At 71.5% G+C, this 16322-nt stretch carries 9 protein-coding genes; 7 read left to right on the top strand and 2 right to left on the bottom strand.

The genetic code is table 11. The annotated features are described in order from the left end of the window. Positions 1-74: 74 nt before the first annotated feature. The gene (locus RKD23_RS10820) at positions 75-2918 is read right to left on the bottom strand and encodes a glycoside hydrolase family 3 C-terminal domain-containing protein (RefSeq protein ID WP_424853497.1); all 2844 of its coding nucleotides are present in this window, start codon (positions 2916-2918) and stop codon (positions 75-77) included. Between the two features lie 335 nt (positions 2919-3253). On the opposite strand from RKD23_RS10820, the gene RKD23_RS10815 reads away from it, so the two are divergent. The 7 genes from RKD23_RS10815 to RKD23_RS10785 all read left to right on the top strand — a co-directional run bounded on the left by RKD23_RS10815 (position 3254) and on the right by RKD23_RS10785 (position 14213). After that, a complete protein-coding gene (locus RKD23_RS10815; protein ID WP_424853496.1) occupies positions 3254-4939 on the top strand; it encodes an extracellular solute-binding protein in 1686 nt (561 codons plus the stop codon). A 28-nt stretch (positions 4940-4967) separates the two neighbouring features. After that, the gene (locus RKD23_RS10810; RefSeq protein ID WP_424853495.1) at positions 4968-6002 is read left to right on the top strand and encodes an ABC transporter permease; all 1035 of its coding nucleotides are present in this window, start codon (positions 4968-4970) and stop codon (positions 6000-6002) included. Further along, positions 5999-6946, top strand: a complete 948-nt coding sequence (locus tag RKD23_RS10805) for a carbohydrate ABC transporter permease (protein ID WP_424853494.1) — start codon at positions 5999-6001, stop codon at positions 6944-6946. Before RKD23_RS10810 ends, RKD23_RS10805 begins: the two co-directional genes overlap by 4 nt. 134 nt (positions 6947-7080) lie before the next feature. Further along, positions 7081-9288, top strand: a complete 2208-nt coding sequence (locus RKD23_RS10800; protein WP_424853493.1) for a 1,4-beta-glucanase — start codon at positions 7081-7083, stop codon at positions 9286-9288. Beyond that, entirely contained in the window at positions 9285-11279 is a 1995-nt protein-coding gene (locus tag RKD23_RS10795; protein ID WP_424853492.1) for a beta-galactosidase, read from the top strand. Before RKD23_RS10800 ends, RKD23_RS10795 begins: the two co-directional genes overlap by 4 nt. Beyond that, the gene (locus RKD23_RS10790; RefSeq protein WP_424853491.1) at positions 11276-13465 is read left to right on the top strand and encodes a glycosyl hydrolase family 95 catalytic domain-containing protein; all 2190 of its coding nucleotides are present in this window, start codon (positions 11276-11278) and stop codon (positions 13463-13465) included. The genes RKD23_RS10795 and RKD23_RS10790 overlap by 4 nt, the downstream gene beginning before the upstream one ends. 34 nt (positions 13466-13499) lie before the next feature. Next, positions 13500-14213: a glycoside hydrolase family 12 protein gene (locus RKD23_RS10785; protein ID WP_424853490.1), complete on the top strand. Its 714-nt coding sequence runs from the start codon at positions 13500-13502 to the stop codon at positions 14211-14213. Positions 14214-14273: 60 nt separating this feature from the next. Here RKD23_RS10785 and RKD23_RS10780 read toward each other — a convergent pair whose 3' ends face one another. After that, a complete protein-coding gene (locus tag RKD23_RS10780) occupies positions 14274-16316 on the bottom strand; it encodes a TIM-barrel domain-containing protein (protein ID WP_424853489.1) in 2043 nt (680 codons plus the stop codon). Positions 16317-16322 lie beyond the last annotated feature (6 nt).

Below are 16322 nucleotides of genomic sequence, written 5' to 3'. Positions count from 1 at the left end.
ACAGACACCGACGGCCTGAGCCCACTGTGCGGGGGCTCAGGCCGTCGGCCTACCTGCCGGCCTCGTCCGGACCCTCAACCGGAGAAGCCGACATGCGCGAGCCGCAGCGGACCGCGCAGTCTGAGGTGGACGTCATGGACGCCCTCGGTGACCAGAGCCGCGTCGAGGACGACGTAGTCGTACGGCCCTGACGTAGGTGTTTGCGGCGTCAGGACGGCCAGCACCGGACCGCCGTCCAGGAACACCTCCAGCGTGCCCTCGCCCGCGACCTCGGCGCGCACCCCGGTGACACCGGGGCCGAAGTCGCAGTCGCGGTAGACGAGTTCGCCCGTGCCGCCCGCCACGGCCGTCACCGCGTCGCCGGACACCTTGCCGCGGTCGACGATCCCGGTGCCGCCCTGCTCGTCGAAGTCGGCCGCGGGAAGGCCCCGTTCGCGTACCGGGCGCGGCCCCGTGGGCTCGCCGTCGAGCGTCACCGTCGTACGCATCCGGATGTCCGCGCTGGAGGCACCGGCCAGAAGGTCGTACGGGCCCGGCTCGACCCGCCACTGGCCCAGGGCCACGTCCCAGAAGCCGAACTCCGCGAGCGGCACGGCGAATGCGAGGTCCTTCCGCTCCCCGGGCGCCAGGGTCACCCTGCGGTGCGCGACCAGCTGCCGGCGCGGCCGGACGACCGACGGGGCGGCCGCGCGGACGTACAGCTGGGCGACCTCGTCGGCGGCTCTGTCGCCCGTGTTGGTGACGCTGAAGGACACCTCCACCAGGTCGGCCGAGACGCGTGCGCTCAGGTCGCCGTACGCGAACGTCGTGTACGTCAGTCCGTGGCCGAACGGGAACAGCGGCACGCCCTCGAAGTAGAGATAGGTCTGGCGGCTGCCGATCACGTCGTAGTCGAGCAGGTCCGGCAGGTCGGCGTCGCGGCCGTACCAGGTCTGCGGCAGGCGCCCGGCGGGGGAGACGTCACCGGCCAGCACCCGGGCCAGCGCGGTGCCCGCCGCCTGGCCGCCGTGCGCGGTCCACAGCACGGCCGCGAGGGGGCCCGGCTCGACCGCGTAGGGGTAGGCGGAGACCAGCGCCAGGACCGTGCGGGGGTTGGCGGCGCGGGCGGCGCGCAGCAGCCGGCGCTGGTGGCCGGGCAGCCGCAGCGTCGTACGGTCCTCGGTCTCGCGGCCGTTGATGTGCGGGTCGTTGCCCGCGACGACCACCACCACGTCCGCGTCGGCCGCGACCCGGGCGACGGCGTCCTCGCCCCTCTCGACGACGACCAGCTCGAAGACCTCTCCGTGCGGCGCGGACTCCTCGGCAACCTTCACGCCGTCTGCGGCGACGGACACATGGCGCCCTGTCCCCAGGTGCCGGAGGAGGTGGCCCTGTCCATGGGGTTCGAGCCGGAACGTCTCCTGCACGATCCAGCCGCCGGGCTGGTCGGCGGAGGCGCGCAGGAAGCCGTCGTCGGCGACCGAGAGGTGGCGGCCGTCGGGCGCGCGCAGCGTGAGCACGCCCTCGCCCCAGTCGACGAGGGCCAGTTCGGTGCCCTCGGCGTCGGCCGTCAGCGGCGGCAGATCGGTGCGGCCCGCCAGCAGCGCCGGGTCCAGGGCGCCCTCGGCGCCGGGGACCTCCTCCGCGACCCCGACGGCCTCCGGCACGCGCAGGAAACGCCCGTCGGCCGCCTTGAGCAGCACCCGGTCCACGCCCTCGGCGAACCGCACCCGCTCCGCGCCGAACCGCTCGTACAGGCCCTCCAGCGGGGTGGAGCGGTGGATCAGCGTGCCGCTGTACCAGTCGAGCTTGCACTCGTCGGCGAGCAGACCGACGACCGCGATCCGGCTGTCGGGGGCGAGCGGCAGCACGCCGTCGTTCTTCAGCAGCACGATCGCCTGCTCGGCCGCTTCCCGGGCGAGGTCGCGGTGCCCGGGGGTGTCGAAGGCGCCCGGGGCGTCGTAGGCGTCGGGGCCGTCGAACTCGCCGAGCCGGAAACGGACCGACAGCTGGCGGCGTACGGCCGTGTCGATGTCCGCCTCGGTCAAAAGACCCTGCTCCAGGGCTCCTCGCACGCGGGCGAGGATCGTCGAGGAGTCCGTGCCGTGGTCGGTGAAGCTGTCGACGCCGGCCAGGACCGAGGCCGCCGTCGCCTCCTCGTGGGTGTCGAAGTAGTGCTCGGAGTCCACCAGGTTGGAGGGCGCGCCCGCATCCGAGCAGACCAGCAGGTCCTCCTCGGTCCAGGCGCGCAGATGCTCGCGCAGATACGGCGAGACGTGGTTGGGGCGGCCGTTGACCAGGTTGTAGGCCGGCATCACCCCGGCCACCGCGCCCGCCTCGACCGTCTCACGGAAGGCCCGCAGGTCGTACTCGTGCAGCACCCGCGGACGCACCGAGGACGACGAGGTGTCCCGCGCGGTCTCGTTGTTGTGGGCCAGCCAGTGCTTGAGCACCGGGGCGGTGCGCCAGTACAGCGGGTCCGTGCCGCGCAGGCCGTGCGTGTAGGCGGTGGCGATGGCGGAGGTGAGCTTGGGGTCCTCGGAGTAGCCCTCCTCGTTGCGGCCCCACAGGGGGTGGCGCAGCAGGTTCACCACCGGCGCCCACACGTTCAGGCCGACCCGTTCGTCGCGGGCGCGCATCGCCCTGACCTCCTGCGACACCGCCTCGCCGACACGGCGTACGAGGTCCTCGTTCCAGGTCGCGCCGAGCCCCACCGCCTGCGGGAACACCGTCGCCGGGCCCATCCAGGCGACCCCGTGCAGCGCCTCCTGGCCGGTGCGGAACGCGGCGACACCGAGCCGCTCCACCGCGGGGACGAACTGGTGCAGGAACGACACCTTCTCGTCGAGCGTCAGCCGCGACAGCAGATCGTCGACGCGCTTCGCGAACGGCAGTCGCGGATCGCGGAACGGCAGGACGGGCGGCGTGGCTGCGGTCACTTGGGGTTCCCCTCGGGATGGAACGACGAGTTCCTTTCGAAGCGCTTCGATGCTCATTCGATCCGGGGGCCGGTGTCAAGACGTCTCACGGCATCGGCTCCGCCTGCCCAGGCACCGTAAGACCTCCCGTGCAGCGGCCCACCGGGCAGGAATCTTGGGAGCGCCCCTTGTGCGCCCTCCGGCGTTCACTTAACCTCGCAGCAACATCGAAGCGCTTCGACGAAGAGGGGCCCGCAGGCCCGCAGAACCGCTTCCGCTCAGCCAGTTCCACTGAAGACACCGCAGCCGACGGCTGAACCGCCGGGTGTCCTGGTGCGCCACGAAGGGTTGACGCAATGACGCCGAACGCCGCTTCCTCCGCCCCCAGCCGGAGAAGCTTCCTCGCCTCCACCGCGGTGGCCACCGTGGCGGTGGCCGGGGGGATGCCGCTGCTCGCCGCCTGCGGCGGCTCCGACGGCGGCTCCCGCGACGGCACCACCTCCGGCAAGGACGCCAAGAAGATCCTTCCGGCCTACGTCGCCAGCAACGTCGTCGTGCCGGACATCCCCGCCAAGAACGGCTCCGCCGTCGGCTTCACCGGCAAGCTCGACATCGCCGGTCTGAAGACCTCGGTGCCCAAGAAGCTCGGCAAGGGCGGCCAGGTCACCATCATGTCGCCGTTCTGGGGCTCGCCCCCGAAGGCGGACAACGCCTACTACCGCGGCATGAACGACCTCATCGGCGTCGACGTACGCTGGCAGAACCAGGACGGCAACACCTACGAGCAGAAGCTCGGCGCGGTCCTCGCCTCCAGCGAGGTCCCCGACGTGGTCGTGGTCCCCGGCTGGAACATGAACGGCCGCATACCCACCGCCATCATCAGCAAGTTCGCCGACCTCGGCCCCTACCTCTCCGGTGACGCGGTCAAGGAGTTCCCGAACCTCGCGGCCATCCCGACGGACGCCTGGCGTCGCTCCATCTTCGGCGGCAAGCTGCTGGGCCTGCCGCAGCCGGCGCCGGCGGTCACCGGCATCGTGCCCCTCTACCGCCGCGACATCTTCGAGAAGGAGGGCTACGAAGTCCCGCGTTCCGCGGACGAGTTCCTGGCCCTCGCCAAGGACATCACCAACGCCCGGGCCAAGCGCTGGGCCTGCCTGGACATGAAGTGGACCGCGTTCCAGATGTTCGGCGTGCTCTCCGGCAGCGAGAAGCCGCTCGGCTGGAACCTCGTCGACGGCAAGCTGATCAACCGCGTCGAGACCGAGGAGTTCCTGGAAGCGCTGGAGTGGTCGCGCAAGCTCTTCGCCGCCGGAGTCGTCCACCCCGACTCCCAGTTCGGCAAGAACGCCCCCGACCCGGGCCCCAAGTTCGCCAAGGGCGAGTTCCTGATCTACGCCCAGAACATCTCGCAGTGGTGGGGCCGCACCGCCGAACAGGCCACCCAGAACCCCGAGTTCGAGATCTGGGGCATGGACGTGTACGGCCACGACGGCGGCGACCCCACCCTGTGGGCCGAACAGCCCGCCGGCATCTTCGCCTTCGTCAACAAGAAGGCCTCGGAGTCCGTGATCCGTGACGTGCTGGCCGTCGCCAACGTCACCGCCGCGCCGTACGGCACCAAGGAATACATGATGACCAACTACGGCGTGGAGGGCACCCACTACACCGTCAAGGGCGGCGTCCCCACCAAGACCGACCAGGGCAACAACGAGGTGCTCAACGCCTACGTGATGGTCGCGAGCCCCGCTCCCACCATCGCGCACCCCGACTTCCCCGAGGTCGCCAGGGGCCAGGTCGAATGGCAGCAGCGCATGGGCGCCTTCACCAAGAAGTCCTCCTTCTACGGCATGCAGATCACCGAGCCCTCCCGCTACGCCAACCTCTCCAGCAACTTCGAGCAGCTGGAGGACGACATCGTCCGCGGCCGCAAGAAGATCAGCGACATGCAGCAGGCCGTCTCCGACTGGAAGAGCAAGGGCGGCGACAAGCTGCGCGACTGGTACCGGAAGATCCTCGACGAGAACGGCTCGGCGGCGGGCTGACCTGGCACTGAGGCAAGGGAGAACAGCCGTGTCCCACAGCACGGTGCCTCGGAGCAGGGCCGAGGCCGCAACGACCGAGAAGGACCCGGTGGCGCCCGACCGCGCCACCGGCCCCCGGCGGACACGATCCTCGGGGAAGCTGAGCCTGCGGCTCCGCCTCAGACGCGACCGCGTGCTGCTCCTGATGACCCTGCCGGCCGTCGCCCTGGTCCTGCTGTTCAACTACGTCCCGATCCTCGGCAACATCGTCGCCTTCCAGGACTACGACCCCTACATCAGCGACAACGGCGTCGTGTCGATGCTGAACAGTCCCTGGGTGGGCCTGGAGAACTTCCAGCGGATCTTCGACGACTCGGACTTCTGGAACGCGGTCACCAACACCCTGGTGCTGTTCTTCCTGCAACTGCTGCTCTACTTCCCCATCCCGATCCTGCTCGCCCTGCTGATCAACAGCGTGGTCAGGCCCCGGCTGCGGGCGGTCTCCCAGGCGATCCTCTACCTGCCGCACTTCTTCTCCTGGGTGCTGGTCATCGCCGTCTTCCAGCAGCTGTTCGGCGGTGCGGGCCTGCTCTCCCAGCTGCTGCGGCAGCACGGCTACGACGGCCTCGACATCATGACCGACCCGGAGACCTTCAAGTACCTGGTCACCGCACAGTCCGTCTGGAAGGACGCCGGCTGGGGGATCATCGTCTTCCTCGCCGCGCTGGCGTCCGTGCCGACGGACCTGTACGAGGCCGCCGCGATGGACGGCGCCAACCGCTGGCGCCGCATGTGGCACGTCACGCTGCCCGCGCTGCGCCCCGTGATCGCGCTGCTGCTCGTCCTGCGCGTGGGCGACGCGCTCACCGTCGGCTTCGAACAGATCCTGCTCCAGCGCGACGCCGTCGGGCCCGGGGCGTCCGAGGTCCTCGACACCTTCGTGTGGTGGAACGGCGTCCGCAACCAGGACTTCGGCTACGCGGCCGCCGCCGGGCTCATCAAGGGCGTCGTCAGTCTCGGCCTGGTCCTCGTCGCGAACAAGGTCGCCCATCTCATGGGCGAGCAGGGGGTGTACAAGAAGTGACCGCCGTCATCGACAAGCCCACCGTCGAGGCCGCCGCCGCGCCCCGCTGGTGGCAGGCCCCTCCCCGGCCGGTGTGGGAGGAGAAGCCCACACCGGCCGGCCTGGCGGCCAAGGGGCTGATCCTGGCGCTGGCCTGCCTCGCGATCCTGTTCCCGCTGTGGATCGTCGTCGTCACCAGCCTGTCCTCGCGCAGGACGATCGACGAGGCCGGCGGGCTGGTGATGGTGCCGAAGGACATCACCTTCGTGGCCTACCAGGAGCTGCTGAGCGGCGGACAGGTGACGCGCGCGGCGGTCATCAGCGTCCTCGTCACCCTCGTCGGCACGCTGTTCTCCATGACCGTGTCCGTGCTGTGCGCGTACGGGCTCTCGCGCACCGGGTCGCTCGGGCACCGGTGGATCCTGATGGTCCTGCTGGCCACGATGTTCTTCAGCGCCGGCCTCATTCCGACGTATCTGCTGGTGCAGTCGCTGGGGCTGACCGACACCTATCTCGCGCTGATCCTGCCGAGCGCGGTGAGCGTCTTCAACATCCTTGTTCTGCGCGGGTTCTTCATGGGGATCTCGCAGGAACTGATCGACTCCGCGCGGATCGACGGGGCGGGGGACTTCCGCATCCTGCGGCAGATCGTCATGCCGCTGTCCCGTGCGGTGATCGCCGTCATCACCCTGTTCTACGCCGTCGGGTACTGGAGCGCGTGGTTCAACGCGTCTCTGTATCTCAACGATCAGGACATGATGCCGCTGCAGAACGTCATGATCCAGCTCGTGCAGAAGCAGGAGGCTCCTGTGGGGCTGGGGCAGGCCATCAAGACGGGTGAGCTGTCGGGGCTGGCGGTGCAGATGGCTGTCATGGTGCTGGCGTTGTTGCCGGTGGCGGTGTTGTCGCCGTTCGTGCAGCGGCATTTCAAGAAGGGCATGTTGACCGGCGCCGTCAAGGGCTGAAGCCCGAGCGGGTGAGCGCCGTTGGGCTGTCGGTGGTCTTGCGGGTGCCGGTTCGTCGTGGCTTGTCGCGCAGTTCCCCGCGCCCCTAGAAACAGGCACCTCCCCTTTCACCTACTCATACAGCGAGGGATGTCATGCTTGCGTCCAGGCCGTCTCGGCGAACCGTTCTTGCAGGCAGTGCGGCCGCGGCTGCCCTCGCCGCGCTGCCCCTCTCGGCGTCCGCCCAGGCCTCGCCCGCCCTCGCCGGCCCCTATCGGTGGCGGAACGTCGTCATCGGGGGGACCGGGTTCGTCGCGGGTGTGTTGTTCCACCCTGCCGTGCGCGGGCTCGCCTACGCGCGGACGGACATCGGTGGGGCCTACCGGTGGGACGACCGCAGGGCCCGCTGGACGCCGGTCACCGATCACCTGGGCTGGGACGACTGGAACCTCCTCGGGGTGGAGGCGATGGCCGTCGACCCGGCGCACCCCGACCGGCTCTACCTCGCCCTGGGCACCTACGCCCAGGCCTGGGCCGGCAACGGCGCCGTGCTGCGGTCCGAGGACCGGGGCGCGACCTGGGCGCGGACCGACCTGCCGGTCAAGCTCGGGGCGAACGAGGACGGGCGGGGCTGCGGCGAGCGGCTCCTCGTCGACCCGCGCGAGAGCGACACCCTGTGGCTGGGCACCCGGCACGACGGCCTGCTGAAGTCGACCGACCGGGGCGCGACCTGGGCCCCCGCCCCCGGCTTCCCGGCGACCCCGAGCGCGTCCGGGCAGGGCGTCACCCTGCTGGTCGCGGCGGGCCGGGCCGTGTACGCGGGGTGGGGCGACGCGGGCGGCACCGGGCCGAACCTGTTCCGCACCACCGACGGGGCCACCTGGACCGCCGCCCCCGGGCAGCCCTCCGGCACCGCCGCCGAGGTCCCGGTCCGGGCCGCCTACGACCGGTTCACCCGTGAGCTGTATGTGACGTACGCCGACGCACCCGGGCCCAACGGACAGGCCGACGGCAGCGTGCACAAGCTGGCCACGGGCAGCGGGAGATGGACCGAGGTCACGCCCGTGCGGCCCGGCGGCACCACGCCCGACGGGTCGGCCGACACCTTCGGCTACGGCGGGGTCGCCGTGGACGCCCGCCGGCCCGGCACGGTCGTCGTGTCCACGAACAACCGCTGGGCGGCCGTCGACACCCTGTACCGCACCACCGACGGCGGCCGCACCTGGACGTCCCTGAAGGACTCCGCCGTTCTCGATGTGTCCGAGACCCCCTATCTCAAGTGGGGCGAGAAGAGCCCCAAGTTCGGCTGGTGGATCCAGGCGCTGGCCGTCGACCCGTACGACTCCAGGCACGTGGTCTACGGCACCGGCGCCACCCTCTACGGCACCCGCGACCTGGTGCGCTGGGCCCCGCAGATCCGGGGCCTGGAGGAGACGTCCGTACGGCAGCTGATCGCGCCCCCGGCCGGGGAGGCGCATCTGCTCAGTGGGTCGGGGGACATCGGCGTGATGTACCACGAGCTGCTCACGGCGTCTCCGGCGGACGGCATGGCGGCGAACCCCGTGTTCGGGTCGGCGACCGGGCTCGCGCAGGCCGCGGCCAGAGCGGCGTACGTCGTCCGCAGCGGCTGGGGCGACCACGGCAACGGCGCGTACTCCGAGGACGGCGGGCGGACCTGGGCGCCCTTCGCGGCCCAGCCCGACATCGCCCGTAGCGCACCGGGGCCGATCGCCACCAACACCGACGGCAGCGCGCTGCTGTGGTCCTTCGTGCACTGGGACGGCACGAAACACCCCACGCACCGCTCGACGGACAACGGCACGACCTGGTCCGAGGTCTCCTCCTTCCCGAAGGGCGCCACGCCGGTCGCCGACCCGGCCGACCCGACGCTCTTCTACGCGTACGACACCGACACAGGAACGGTATACGCCAGCACTGACAGTGGCCGTTCCTTCACCGCCCGTGCGACCGGACTGCCTTCCGGTGACAGTCAGTTCAAGCTGGTCGCGGCCCCCGGACGGTCCGGCGACCTGTGGCTGAGCGCCAAGGGGAACGGGCTGTTCCGGTCGACCGACCAAGGCGCCTCCTTCGCGAAGGTCGCCGGCTGCCGGGCCTCGTACACCCTCGGCTTCGGCAAGGCCGCCGACGGCGCCGGCTACCCCGCGATCTACCAGGTCGGCTCGACCGAGAGCGGCACCGCCGTCCTGCGCTCCGACGACGAGGCCAAGACCTGGACCCGCATCAACGACGACGCCCACCAGTGGGGCTGGACCGGCGAGGCCATCACCGGCGACCCCCGGCTGTACGGCCGTGTCTACCTCGCCACCAACGGCCGCGGCATCCAGTACGGAGACCCCGCATGACACCGGCACCCGAAACCGAACCCACCTCGGCCCCCGCCACCCTCGCCACCGCCACCCGCGGCCGCCTCCTCTTCGGCGGCGACTACAACCCCGAGCAGTGGCCCGAGGAGACCTGGCACGAGGACGTCCGGCTGATGAAGGACGCCGGAGTCAACTCCGTCACCCTCGGCGTCTTCTCCTGGGCGAAACTCGAACCCCAGCCGGGCGAGCGCGACTTCGGCTGGCTCGACCGGCTCATGGACCTGATGCACGAGGCCGGCATCGGCGTCGTCCTGGCCACCCCGACCTCCGCCCCACCGCCCTGGATGGGCCGGCTGCACCCCGACACGCTGCCCCGCGACGCGGACGGCCGTATCGAGTGGTGGGGCGGACGCCAGCACTTCTCCCACTCCAGCGCCACCTACCGGCGCTACGCCGCCGCCATCACCGAGGACCTCGCCGCCCGCTACGCGAGCCACCCCGCCCTCACGATGTGGCACATCAACAACGAGTACTGCACCTTCGACCACGGCGACGAGGCCGCGGCCGCCTTCCGCCGCTGGCTGCGCGAGCGGTACGGCACCCTCGACGCCCTCAACACCGCCTGGGGCACGGCCTTCTGGAGCCAGGGCTACGACACCTGGGACGGCATCCTGCCCCCGCGTCACGCCCACTACCTCAACAACCCGAGCCAGGTGCTCGACTTCCGGCGCTTCACCTCCGACATGCTCCTGGAGTGCTACCTCGCCGAGCGCGACATCGTCCGCCGGCACACCCCGCACCTCCCGGTGACCACCAACTTCATGCCGCTGTGGATCGGCGTCGACGCCTGGCGCTGGGCCGAGGAGGAGGACGTCGTCTCCGTCGACCTCTACCCCGACCCGCGCGACCGGCTGGGCGCCCAGCAGGGCGCGCTCGTCCAGGACATGACCCGCTCCCAGGCCCGCGGCCCGTGGATGCTGATGGAGCAGGCCGCCGGCCCCGTCAACTGGCGCGGTGTCAATCACCCCAAGCCGCGGGGCCTCAACCGCCTGTGGTCGCTCCAGGCCGTCGCCCGCGGCGCCGACGCCGTCTGCTACTTCCAGTGGCGCCAGTCCCGGCAGGGCGCGGAGAAGTTCCACTCCGGCATGGTGAGCCACGCGGGCGAGGAGGGCCGTACCTTCCAGGAGGTCAAGCGGATCGGCGCCGAGCTGCGACGGCTCCACGAGGTCAGCGGCACCGGCATCACCGCGGACGTCGCGATCCTGCACGACTGGCACTCCTGGTGGGCCGCGACCCAGGACGGCCGCCTGTCCACGGAGGCCGACCACCCCGACGTCCTGCGCGCCTGGCACCGCGCCCTGTGGCAGGCCCACCTCACCACCGACTTCGCCCACCCCGAGCACGACCTCGGCCGGTACAAGCTGGTCGTCGTCCCGCAGGCGTACGCGCTCACCGACACGGCGATCGGGAACCTCCTGGCGTACGTCGCCCAGGGCGGCACCCTCGTCTGCGGCTTCCTCACCGGCGTCGCCGACCAGGACGACCGGGTGCGCCCCGGCGGCATGGACGCCAGGCTGCGCGAGCTGTTCGGCATCCGCACGCTGCACGAGTGGTGGCCGCTGGACGCGGGGGAGACCGTGGAGTGCGACGGGTTCCGCGGCACGCTGTGGTCGGAGGAGCTGGAGGCCGAGGCGGACGAGACGCTCGCATACAAGGCCGGCGAACTCGACGGGTTGCCCGCCGTTCTCCGCAACGGCCGCGCCTGGTACCTCTCCACCCTCCCCGAGCCGGAGGCGCTGCGCGGGCTGCTCGCGCGGATCGCCTCCGAGGCGGGTGCCCGGCCGGTGCTGGACGGCCTCCCCGCCGACGTCGAGGCCGTGCGCCGCGGTGAGCTGCTGTTCCTGCTCCACCACGGCCGCGAGCCGGTCACCGTCACCGTGCCGGGCACCCACCACGACCTGCTGACCGGCGAGACGGTCACGGACCGGATCACCCTCGGCCGCCACGGCGTGGCGGTGCTCAGGCCATGAGCGGCACACCTGTCCACGGCACCTGGGAGCCACGCCCCGCCGCCCGCTGGGAGGACTCCTTCCTCACCGGCAACGGCCACCACGGCGCCCTCGTGTCCGGCGACCCGAACGACGACCGGGTCATCGTCACCCACCACACCCTGGTCCGGCCCGGCGGCGGCACGCACCGCCACCCTCCGGAGCTGGCCGCCGAACTCCCCGCCCTCCAGGACAGACTGCTCGCCGGCGACCTCACCGCGGGCGAGGAGTTCACCGACGGCCGCCCCTTGCAATGGGTGCGGCCCTTCCACCCCGCCTTCGCCCTGCGCCTGAAGCGGCCGGGAACCCACAGCGGCAGCTACCGCCGCGAGGTCGACTTCACCACCGGCGAGGTCACCGCCCGCACCCCCGACCGGACCAGCCGCGTCTTCGTCTCCCGTGCCGACGACGTGATCGTCCAGCACATCGAGGGCCCCGGCCTCACCCTCGGCCTCGCCCTCGACCACCGCCTCCCGGGCGTACCCCCAGGCCTCGGCGTCGGCCACGGCGCCCACCTCACCCCCGACGGCGCGGCCCTCACCCTGCGCGCCCGCTACCCCGGCAGCGACCGCGCCTACACCGGAGTGACCCTGGCCGCGGTCACCGGCGGCACCACCACCCTCGCCGCACCCGGCACGCACATCGAGGGCGCCGAGTCGGTCCTGCTCCTCACCCGGGTGCGCCGGCACACCGGCGAACTGGACGCGATCGAGGAATTCCGCGCCCTGCGCGACCTGCCCCAGACCTACGACGCCCTCCTGGACCGGCATCTCGCCCTGCACCGCACCGCCTACAGCCGCGTCACCCTCGACCTGGGCGCCGACCCGGCCGAACGGGCGCTGCCCGGCTCGGAGTTGCTCACCAGGCCGCAGAGCCCGGCCCTGCTGGAACGCCTCTTCGCCGCGGGCCGCTACCACCTGCTGTCCGCCTCCGGACTGCTGCCGCCCCGCCTGACCGGCCTGTGGACCGGCGAGTGGGACACGGCCTGGTCGGGCGCGTTCACCACGGACGCCAACCTCAACCTCCAGACCGCCTCCGCCGCCGCGGCGGCCCTGCCCGAGGTCACCGAGGCCCAGGCCAGGCTGATCCACAGCCAGCTCGACGACTGGCGGGACAACGCCCGAGCCGTCTTCGGCGCGCGCGGCATCGTCGCCCCCGCGCACACCGACGGTGAGTCCGGCCACGCCTACCACTTCTCCCGCGAGTACCCCCTGCACCTGTGGACCGCGGGCGCCGACTGGCTGCTCAAGCCGCTCGTCGACCACGACGAGACCCGCGGTGCCCAGGACCCGCGCACGGCCGAGGCCCTCGCCGAACTCGCCCGCTTCTACGAGGACTTCCTCACCCGGACCGACAGCGACGGCCGTCTCGTCGTCGTCCCGTCCTACTCACCCGAGAACCGCCCCGCGAACGGCAGCTGGGGTGCCGTCAACGCGGCCATGGACCTCTCCGCCGCCCGCCACGCCCTGCTGACCGCGGCCGACTACCACCCGGACCGGGCCGCACGCCTCCGTGAACTCGCCGACCGCCTCCCGCCCCACCGCGTCAACGAGGACGGCGCTCTCGCCGAATGGGCCTGGCCCGGCCTCGACGACACCTACGACCACCGCCACCTCAGCCACCTCTACGGTGTCTGGCCCCTGGAGGAGATCACCCCCTACGACACCCCGGAGTGGGCCGAGGCCGCCCGCCGGGCCCTCGCCCTGCGCGGCGCCGAGAACGACTCCGCGCACGGCCACCTCCACCACGCGCTGATCGCGGCACGCCTCAACGACCCCGCACGCGTCACCCACGCCCTCGCCCAGGTGCTCGGCGGCGACTTCTTCCACGCCTCCCTGATGAGCGCCCACTACCCGCACCGCGACGTCTACAACGCGGACGCCGCCCACACCCTGCCCGCAGTACTGATCGAGGCGCTCGTCCAGTCGACCCCGACCCGGCTCGTGCTGCTCCCCGCCCGCCCCGAAGCCCTCGAAGAAGGCCGGCTGAACGGCGTACGCACGCGATTCGGCGCCGAGATCGACCTCGTCTGGAGCCGCGACGAGGCGAGGGCCGTCGTCCGCCCCACGCGCACCTGCCGCGTGGACCTCAGAACCCCCTCCGGCGACGGGCTGTCGCTCGACCTCGTCGCCGGAGAGGACCACGTCCTCAGCCTGAGGCCGTGGTGACCGCGCACTTCCCCCCACCCATGGAAGGGACACCATGGCACGACGTATCCGCGGAAAGGTCCTCACCGCCCTGCTCGCCCCGGCCCTCGCGCTCGGCGCCACGGTCGGCCTCGCCGCCGCCCCCGCCCAGGCCGCCGTCTGGAACAGCTGCGACCAGTGGGGCAACACCAGCCTGAACGGCTACACCCTCTACAACAACATCTGGGGCTCCGGCGCCGGCAGCCAGTGCGTCTGGGCCAACTCCGGCACCAACTGGGGCGTCTGGGCGAACCACCCGAACACCGGCGGCATCAAGTCCTACCCCAACGCCAAGAAGGTGATCAACAAGACGATCACCTCGATCGGCTCGCTGACCAGCAGCTACAACGTCACGGTCCCGTCCTCCGGCGCGTACAACACGTCGTACGACATCTGGGACACGGACTACGACCACGAGATCATGCTGTGGGTCAACTACAACGGCGCCGTCGGCCCGCTCGGCACCTCCCAGGGCACCGTCAGCCTCGGCGGCCACACCTGGAACGTCTACAAGGGCAACAACGGCGCCAACGAGGTCTACTCGTTCCTGCGCACCTCCGACTCCAGCTCCGGCACGGTGAACATCCTGCCGATCCTGAAGTGGATCAAGGACACCAAGGGCTGGTTCGGCAACGAGACCATCGGTGACGTGCAGTTCGGATACGAGATCACCTCGTCGTCCGGCGGACTGGACTTCCGCACCGACAACCTGACCGTCAGCAGCAGTTGACCTCAAGGAAAAGCAGGACGTGCGGCCGGTCCCTCCCCTACGGGACCGGCCCCACGCGTCTCACCCGGCGATCGGCAGCTCCGCCCCGTCGCGCAGGAACAGCGGGATGCGCTCCAGCGGGGCGTCGACCGTCACCGTCGTACCGCCCTCGTACGTCGCACCCGTCCAGGCGTCCGTCCAGCGCGCGCCCGCCGGGAGGTAGGCCGTCCGGGCCGTCGCGCCCGCGGTGAGCACCGGGGCGACCAGCAGGTCCCGGCCGAACAGATAGGCGTCGTCGATCTGCCAGGCCGCCTGGTCCCCGGGGAACTCCAGGAACAGCGGCCGCATCACCGGCAGGCCCTCCTCGTGGGCCTCCCGCATGACCTTCAGGACGTACGGCTTGAGCCGCTCGCGCAGCCGCAGGTACTGCTCCATGATGGCCCCGGCCTCCTCGCCGTAGGACCACACCTCGTTCGGGCCGCCGGTCATCTCCGGGCCCAGCGGCATGCCCGGCTCGCGGAAGCCGTGCAGGCGCATCAGCGGGGACAGCGCGCCGAACTGGAACCAGCGGACCATCACCTCGCGGTAGGCCGGGTCGTCCGGGTCGCCGCCGTGGAAGCCGCCGATGTCGGTGTTCCACCAGGGGATGCCGGACAGCGCGGTGTTGAGGCCGGCCGCGATCTGCCGGCGCAGCGTCGCGAAGTCGGTGCCGATGTCACCCGACCACAGGGCGGCCCCGTAGCGCTGACTGCCCGCCCACGCCGAGCGGTTGAGGGTGACGACCTCCGACTCGCCCTCCGCGAGGAGCCCCTCGTGGAAGGTGCGGGCGTTCTCCACCGGGTAGAGGTTGCCGACCTCCAGGCCGGGGCCCGCCCAGTAGCGCAGATTCTCCGGGAAACCGGGCTTCAGCTCGGGCTCGCAGGCGTCCAGCCAGAAGGCCGTGATGCCGTACGGGCGCAGGTAGTTGTCGCGCACCTTCGACCACACGAACTCCCGGGCGTCCGGGTTCGTGGCGTCGTAGAAGGCCACCTGGACCGTCGACGCCACCTCCTTGTCCGGCCAGTCGGCATGCGCGAGCGGACCGTACTGGGTGCCGATGAAGTAGCCGCGCTGCTCCATGACCGGGTGGTTCTCGCTCAGCGGCGACACCGACGGCCACACGCTCACCACCAGCTTGACGCCCAGCTCGTCCAGTTCCCGGACCATCGCCGCCGGGTCCGGCCACTCCTTCGGGTCGAACTTCCACTCGCCGAGGTGCGTCCAGTGGAAGAAGTCGCAGACGATGACGTCCAGGGGCAGGCCGCGGCGCTTGTACTCCCTGGCCACCGCGAGGAGTTCGCCCTGCGTGCGGTAGCGCAGCTTGCACTGCCAGAAGCCCGCCGCCCACTCCGGCAGCATCGGCGTACGTCCGGTGGCCGCGCTGTAGCGGCGCTGGGCGTCGGCCGGGGCTCCCGCGGTGATCCAGTAGTCGATCTGCCGGGCCGAGTCGGCGACCCAGCGGGTGCCGTTGTGCGCCAGCTCCACCCGGCCGATCGCCGGGTTGTTCCACAGCAGGGTGTAGCCGCGGCTGGAGGTCAGCACCGGGATGCCCACCTCGGCGTTGCGCTGCACCAGGTCCAGGACCAGACCCTTCTGGTCGAGCCGGCCGTGCTGGTGCTGGCCCAGGCCGTACAGCTTCTCGCCCTCGTAGGCGGCGAAGCGCTGCTCCAGGCGGTGGTGGCCGTTGCCGACGGCCGTGTAGAGGCGGGGTCCGGGCCACCAGAAGTGGGCGCGTTCCTCGGCGAGCAGCTCGGTGGAGTCGTCCGTGCGCAGGAAGCGGATCAGGCCCTCGGCGTCGATGTCGACCGTGAGCGCGCCGACGGTCAGCCGTCCCCGGCCCTCCTCGATCTTCACGCTCGACGACGTGGCCGGGGCCTCGTCGAGCAGGGCCCCGGGAAGCCCCTCCAGGACCGGTCCGCCGAGCCGGGCGCGCACCCGGACCGCGTCCGGACCCCAGGGCTCGACACGCACGGTCTCCTGGCGGCCGCTCCACTCCAGCGCCCCGTCCCGCTCACGGAACGTACCGACGGTGGGGGAGGACTGCGCGAGGCTGACCTTGGGCTGGATTTCGGCAGGCTGAGTCACGTGGCG

It is taken from the genome of Streptomyces sp. SAI-170, assembly GCF_049739565.1.
GTDB lineage: Bacteria > Actinomycetota > Actinomycetes > Streptomycetales > Streptomycetaceae > Streptomyces.
This window is presented reverse-complemented; position numbering and strand designations above follow the sequence as displayed.

Coding starts and splice junctions, on each gene's coding strand:
- RKD23_RS10815 (WP_424853496.1), top strand. CDS start 3,254: ATGACGCCGAACGCCGCTTCCTCCGCCCCCAGCCGGAGAAGCTTCCTC.
- RKD23_RS10800 (WP_424853493.1), top strand. CDS start 7,081: ATGCTTGCGTCCAGGCCGTCTCGGCGAACCGTTCTTGCAGGCAGTGCG.
- RKD23_RS10795 (WP_424853492.1), top strand. CDS start 9,285: ATGACACCGGCACCCGAAACCGAACCCACCTCGGCCCCCGCCACCCTC.
- RKD23_RS10790 (WP_424853491.1), top strand. CDS start 11,276: ATGAGCGGCACACCTGTCCACGGCACCTGGGAGCCACGCCCCGCCGCC.
- RKD23_RS10785 (WP_424853490.1), top strand. CDS start 13,500: ATGGCACGACGTATCCGCGGAAAGGTCCTCACCGCCCTGCTCGCCCCG.